This is a genomic window from Halalkalibacter akibai JCM 9157, assembly GCF_000513135.1.
GTDB lineage: Bacteria > Bacillota > Bacilli > Bacillales > Bacillaceae_D > Halalkalibacter > Halalkalibacter akibai.
In genome coordinates this window covers 1-6,258 of record NZ_BAUV01000094.1, presented here as the reverse complement: position 1 = coordinate 6,258, position 6,258 = coordinate 1, and the positions used below count along the sequence as shown (strand labels likewise).

The window sequence follows — 6,258 nt, the reverse complement described above, 5'->3', positions numbered from 1 at the left end:
AAAAAGAAAAAATAAAGCTAATTATTATAATCACCATAGGAATGTTTCTTTTCAGTTGTCTCACCTCACGTACTTTCACCTTACCTAGTAAATTATTTATATCCACTTTCTCCCGATGTGTGAACATTTAAAGAAATAGTAACCCTTGTACATATTTAATCTTTTAAGCTAATAAACTAAAAGTATGAACATGAAGGGAGAGAATAAATTGCTTCAACCAGTCGTGCTCGGTATTGTTTTTATCCTTTTATTAACTTGGTTAATAAGTCTTTCCTATCTATTTAAAGAAAAACTAAGCAATATGATTGGGATGGTTGTTTCAATGACTCTTGGAATGATTACCGGATTAAGTATAGGTACGTTCTCTGCAGTTTTATTTCCTGACTTGTTTTTTGAAATTACTGTTCTAAGCATGTTAATTGGCGGGTTCGTTGGTGTAATAGCAGGATTTCCTTACTCCTTGATCGCGATTATTGATGGACTCATTTCTGGAGTAATGGGGGGAATGATGGGAACGATGTTAGGTGTTATGATTTCCCCTGAACATTATAACCAACTTTTAAACATAATGAGTCTTTGGACTGTTGGGATTTTCTTTCTAATTTATTTACTTTTAGTTTATGAAATTAATAAGGAATCAAACAATAATTCATTGATTTCACACCCACTTCCATACTTTACTCTTGTTTGTTTGTTTATTCTCAGCTTTCACTACTTTACTTTTGAATTTAATAACAGCACAAATCATCATGCCGATCATGTAAATAATCAAGAAATAATAATGGATGCGAATGAATATCAGTTTGGTCCAGATCAAGTTCAAGTGTTACCTGGTGAGGAGGTAACACTAACTCTAGTTAATAACGGAATAGAGCAACATGATTTTGAGATTAAAGGGTTGGATTTTCATCTTCATGCGATGCCTGGTACTTCTGAAAGTATGTCAGTTGTTTTTCTAAAATCCGGTACGTACGAAGCCGTTTGTACCATACCTGGACATGAAGCAGCTGGAATGACAGCTACTATAATCGTTACGGAATTATAAGATAAAGCTTCCCTACTTACTTTTCACTCAAACTAGTAGGGATAAGCATTTTAGTTCTAGACAATTCTTTATTGTTTTAAAAAAGGAAATGAACTTTATTCTGTTGAAAGAGGTCCATCCCATACAGCCATGCCACCTCCGAAGTTAGCTACTTTATCAAATCCTTTTTCAACAAGAAAATCGGCACTTTCAACCCCCATTCTTCCTGTATGACAAATAAGAATAATCCGTTTTTCTTGATTTAATTCATTATAGCGGTCTTGAAACTCTTCATAGGGGATATTGATGGCTCCAGATATATGCCCCTCTTTATAGAGCTCCACTTCTCGTAAATCAACTACTTCTACATATTCGTTACCAACCTCCATCAGTACTTCCTCTTGGTCAATATCATCCCATTTTTGACTTATAGGGTCCTCTTCTAAGGTAGCTGTTTGGAATGGATTAACAACAATTACAATTGAAATGACTATTACAACGATAAAACTTAAAGGTAAAAGGTATTTCCTCATCATTTCTCGCTCCTTTTTCCAGTTCTATATTTTTTCTTGCTTATTTAAAAGATTAGAGAAAAGGATATGTATTAAAACTGTAACATGTAACCCCCCTTAAGTAGGAAACAAGCATTGTTAGAAGCGTTCAACATACAGCAAAAATAGCCGAACATGTTGAATAACTTTATTCAACATGTTCAATGAAAAAACTTAAAACTATTTACTATGCTCCATAGTAGTACCAAATTCATAGACCTTTTCAATAAAGACTTGGTGCCAAAGCATGAAAGTCAGTACTGTCCATAATGGACGACTATAATCCCCTTTGCTCTTAAATATTGAACTCTCAGCCAAATTGATTTTACGATGTTGTTCAAGCAAATGAAGAATCTCTTCTTTCTTAAATAAATAATCAGTCTGACTATCCATAATCAAATTTTTAGCCCAATCGTACAATTCATTTTGTAACCAATGTCTAATTGGAACAGGAAATCCTAGCTTAGCTCGATTGACAATATGCTCTGGTACAATGTGCTTCATAGCACTTCTAAGAGCAATTTTCGTTTGTGATTTATCTACCTTTATAGTGGGATGAAGGTTAGCAGCCACTTTAAAGACTTCTTTATCTAAAAATGGAACACGGAGTTCTAATGAATGCGCCATTGTCATTCGATCAGCCTTCACTAGAATATCACCTCGTAACCATGTCTGAAGATCGATATATTGCATCTTCGTAATATCATCAAGGTGTTGAATTTGTTCATAAAATGGCGTAGTGATCTTTTCATAGTTATAATCTGATTGATACTGGCTCAGTAACTTAAATTTATCGGCTTCCGAAAACATTTTCGCATTCCCAATGTAACGCTTTTCAATTGGTGTAAGCCCACGCTCTATATAATTTCTTCCCTTTACTTTTTGTGGAACTCTGTTAAGAATAAAGTTCATCATTCTTTTACCACTATCAGGAAGAGTCGATAAAGGACGGAGTGACAAAGGCTCCTTATAAATTCGGTAGCCTCCAAACAGTTCATCTGCACCCTCGCCAGATAAGACAACTTTTACATGTTTGGCAGCTTCCCTTGCTAAAAAGTAAAGGGGAATAGCTGCTGGGTCAGCAACGGGATCATCTAAATGCCAAATAATTTTAGGCAGTTCCTCAATAAATTCAGTAACTGAAACTTGATAATAAGAATTTTCAACCTCCAAAGCTTCCACTGTTTGCTTCACAGGATTTAGTTCATGATAACCTTCTTGCTCAAATCCAACAGTAAATGTCTTAATGGCAGGATTAATTTTTTTCGCTAATGTTACTATACAAGTGGAATCAATTCCACCAGATAAGAAAGCTCCTAATGGAACATCACTAATCATATGACAATTTACAGACTCTTCTAATGTTTGTGCTATCTGTTTAGAACTTGTCTCAAGATTGCCTTGACTTGGTTTGAAGATTGGCTCCCAATATTTTTTTTGGATTAACCCCTCCCCTTTCTTTTTGATGAAATAATAGCCAGGCTCTATTTTAAACGTATCAGTTGTCATCGTTAACGGCTCCGGCACATATTGAAAAGTTAAATAATGATGTAATGCTTCCTTATTTATAGATTTATTGTTTTCAAGTGCTTCTAAACTTTTTTTCTCAGACGCGAAATATAGTTCATGCTCACTTTCACCATTCGTATAATACAATGGTTTGATACCAAAGGGGTCTCGTGCCCCGTACATCGTTTGCTCCTGCTTGTCCCAAATCAAAATAGCAAACATTCCTCTTAAGTCAGAAAAAGCTTCTTCTTTTTTATGACTGAAAAGAGCAAGAATTGTCTCTGAATCTGATGAAGTCTGAAACGTGTAACCTATATTCCCCAAGGTTTTACGTAGTTCCTGGTAATTATAAATTTCACCATTAAATACCATCCAGTAACGCTCATTTTCATAGGAGATAGGTTGATTGCCATTTTCCACATCAATGATACTTAGCCTTTTAAATCCAAAAACGATGTGATCATCCTTGAAAAAACCTGTGTCATCTGGTCCACGATGATGAATCAAGTTAAGCATATTATTTATTTCATTTTTTTCTTTATTTCCTATTACTTTTTGTTCATTTACATAGCCAACAAAACCACACATTTTGAAAACACCTCATACTTCTTTTTGTTATAGATCAGATAATAATATTATCCTCAATGTTTGTTTTTTTCATGGAGAATTCATGTGAAAAAAAGGGGGATTAATTTAATGTTCAACACCACAGTACCCACCAATTTTGAACCCCAAAAATTATTATGAAATTAAAGATTAAAGACATGACTTCATAAAAACACGACCTCTAATTTTGTGGTCATGTTTTTATGGAGTACACCGAATTTACTCAAACAAAATTATCATTCTTGTGTTGTCCAGTTATCCTTGCCACCAACACATAAAAAACGAGAATACTTGTTATACTTAGACTTACAGTAAAGAAATAAATATAAGTTAAATAGGGATGAAGTCCAGAATATAACCAAGGAAAAATCCCCAGAGAATAATCCAATATATCATTTGTTAATGTCCATAGTGCTACAATTAACAAATGTTTTAATTTAAAACGGAAGTATCGACTAAAAAAGAGTGCTTGAACTGCCATTCCAATGTGAGAAACAATTAACATATAACTTGTCCAATGAAGAGTACCTCCAGTAAAACTTGTTGCCACAATCATGACAACTGCCCAAATTCCATATTTAAACAAAGTCACAGCACCAAACGCTTCTATTAGCGGCCACTTTTTCCCTACTAAAAAGGATAGCAACGTAATGGTAAAAAACAAACTAGCAGTTGGACTATCTGGGACAAACGGCCAAAACCAAAGTTCCGTTTCAACTAATTGAGGCATATACCATATATATCCGTAGATCGTTCCCAACAAATTGGTCATAAACAATAACCAAATAGTACGTTTTCGCCCAAGCCAGTTAATAAGCCAGTTCAAGTAAATCAATAAATTTCCTTCTTTCTACATCCTATTTAAAATTAGTCTTACAAGCTTTGTGTTATAGAGTATTGCACTTAATTGTGTAGAAACTATGAAGAGGATTCATGAAATTTTTTTTAAGAAAGCTAATTGCTTAATTTCTTATGACAACAAAATGAATGGCTCCTAACCTTAGTAAGGAACCACTTATTTATTTACCTTTACTTTCTTCTAGTTTCTTTTACGGTAAACCAAAATCCTATTAAAGAGCTTAGCCAGACTAATGTAATAGTGATGATGAAGGGTGCTTGTAGCCAATTAGGTGAATCTGGGTTGTGTATAAAAATAAAATAAGCCGTATGCAAAATTACCATATGGTAAAAGACATGTACAGTTTGTTGAACATGTTTCCAAGCTTTTAATCCCAATATCTTTTTACTTATCGTGTTTGAAGTTAACATTAAGATAAGAACATATACCAACGCTACAATCCCCAATAAATTACCTAAAGCAAATCCAGGATGCAACACCCAATCCCCTGCAAATGGACTAAAAACGAAAAAGAACCGGAATACTTCCCATTGAACCCAGCCATCAAGGAGAATCAATACATGAACAATTGCCGTAACGCCTGTCCATATCCCAAGTTCTCTTCTCCAAACTAGCCATTTTCTAATTGTTTTGAATACTTTAGAAAGGGATCCTAGAAGCAAAATTACACTTAAGAATAGTAATGATACATCTGCAAATGCTCTGTTCCAAGCATGCATTGGATCCCAGAGTTCTCTACTTTGAAAAATAGATAAGCTAGTATAAGAGAAAATCCCCCTATAACTATTTGTCTATAAGTACTATTTTTCATCGCACACCTCCTCAATCTACTGTAGGAGTATACCCTGCATGTTTGTAGAATGTATGAAGATGATATAGAAGAAATATACTAGTTAGTCACCTAACTAGTATATTCTTAGCTCTACTTAATTTCCGCTTCTTGTAACATCCATTCAATGTGTCCACCATAGCCCGATGTTGGGTCATTAACGAAAACATGCGTAACCGCTCCAATTAACTTGTCCTCTTGAATAATTGGGCTACCGCTCATCCCTTGTACAATCCCTCCTGTTTTTTTCAGTAATTTAGGATCAGTGACTTTAATGATTAACCTTTTGTTGTGGGAGATTTTCTTGGATTTGATTTAAGAATCTTAATATCAAATTCTTGTACTTTATCTCCCTCTAAAACCGTAAGTATTTTAGCGGGACCTTCTTTAACTTGATCAGCAGACGCTACAGGAATAGGTTGGTCAAAAATAGTACCTTTATTGAATACTTCTCCAAAAAGACCAAAAGGACTATTTATCGTTACAGAACCCCAAAACGCCTGATTAGGTAAAAATTTGGCTATCTTTTCACCAGGTTCACCGCTAACCCCTTTCTCAATTGATGAAACAGATGCCAACACAATTTGTCCATCATAAACAACGGTTGGCTGATTAGTTTCAGCTTCTGATATAACGTGACCAAGTGCCCCGTATTTATTCGTATCAGGATGAAAAAATGTTAAAGTACCTATACCTGCCGTGAAATCACGTACATATAGACCGGATTGAAATTTGCCATCCTCTTTATTTCTTAAAGGGGTTAACTCTTTTAATAAAAATTGTTTTTTTCTCCTTATTTCTATTTTTAGTATGTCATTTTTCTCGCCAGCTTCTTGAACAATCTCTTCCACTTGAACCGCCCTACTTATAGGATTACCAT

At 34.5% G+C, this 6,258-nt stretch carries 5 protein-coding genes and 1 pseudogene; 1 reads left to right on the top strand and 5 read right to left on the bottom strand.

The genetic code is table 11. The annotated features are described in order from the left end of the window. Window positions 1–208 precede the first annotated feature (208 nt). Window positions 209–1,045 (top strand): cupredoxin domain-containing protein, encoded by an 837-nt coding sequence (locus JCM9157_RS22550; protein ID WP_035668673.1) that lies wholly within the window; start codon window positions 209–211, stop codon window positions 1,043–1,045. 95 nt (window positions 1,046–1,140) lie between these two features. Here the strand turns inward: JCM9157_RS22550 and JCM9157_RS22545 are convergent, their stop codons facing one another. The 5 genes and pseudogenes from JCM9157_RS22545 to spoIVB all read right to left on the bottom strand — a co-directional run bounded on the left by JCM9157_RS22545 (window position 1,141) and on the right by spoIVB (window position 6,229). Beyond that, window positions 1,141–1,557, bottom strand: coding sequence for a rhodanese-like domain-containing protein (locus JCM9157_RS22545; protein WP_035668670.1), 417 nt, complete (start codon window positions 1,555–1,557; stop codon window positions 1,141–1,143). Window positions 1,558–1,755: 198 nt separating this feature from the next. Beyond that, a complete protein-coding gene (gene asnB, locus JCM9157_RS22540) occupies window positions 1,756–3,672 on the bottom strand; it encodes an asparagine synthase (glutamine-hydrolyzing) (protein ID WP_035668667.1) in 1,917 nt (638 codons plus the stop codon). 241 nt (window positions 3,673–3,913) lie between these two features. Continuing rightward, entirely contained in the window at window positions 3,914–4,525 is a 612-nt protein-coding gene (locus tag JCM9157_RS22535; RefSeq protein WP_035668659.1) for a DUF1405 domain-containing protein, read from the bottom strand. Between the two features lie 194 nt (window positions 4,526–4,719). Then, on the bottom strand, window positions 4,720–5,268 hold the full coding sequence (locus JCM9157_RS22530) for a ferric reductase-like transmembrane domain-containing protein (protein WP_052013324.1): 549 nt from the start codon (window positions 5,266–5,268) through the stop codon (window positions 4,720–4,722). 203 nt (window positions 5,269–5,471) lie between these two features. Continuing rightward, window positions 5,472–6,229 (bottom strand): annotated as a pseudogene (gene spoIVB, locus JCM9157_RS22525) (SpoIVB peptidase). Between the last annotated feature and the right edge of the window lie 29 nt (window positions 6,230–6,258).

Excerpts from the sequence above, each read along its gene's own strand:
- JCM9157_RS22545 (WP_035668670.1), bottom strand. The coding sequence starts at position 1,557 with ATGAGGAAATACCTTTTACCTTTAAGTTTTATCGTTGTAATAGTCATT.
- asnB (WP_035668667.1), bottom strand. The coding sequence starts at position 3,672 with ATGTGTGGTTTTGTTGGCTATGTAAATGAACAAAAAGTAATAGGAAAT.
- JCM9157_RS22530 (WP_052013324.1), bottom strand. The coding sequence starts at position 5,268 with ATGCATGCTTGGAACAGAGCATTTGCAGATGTATCATTACTATTCTTA.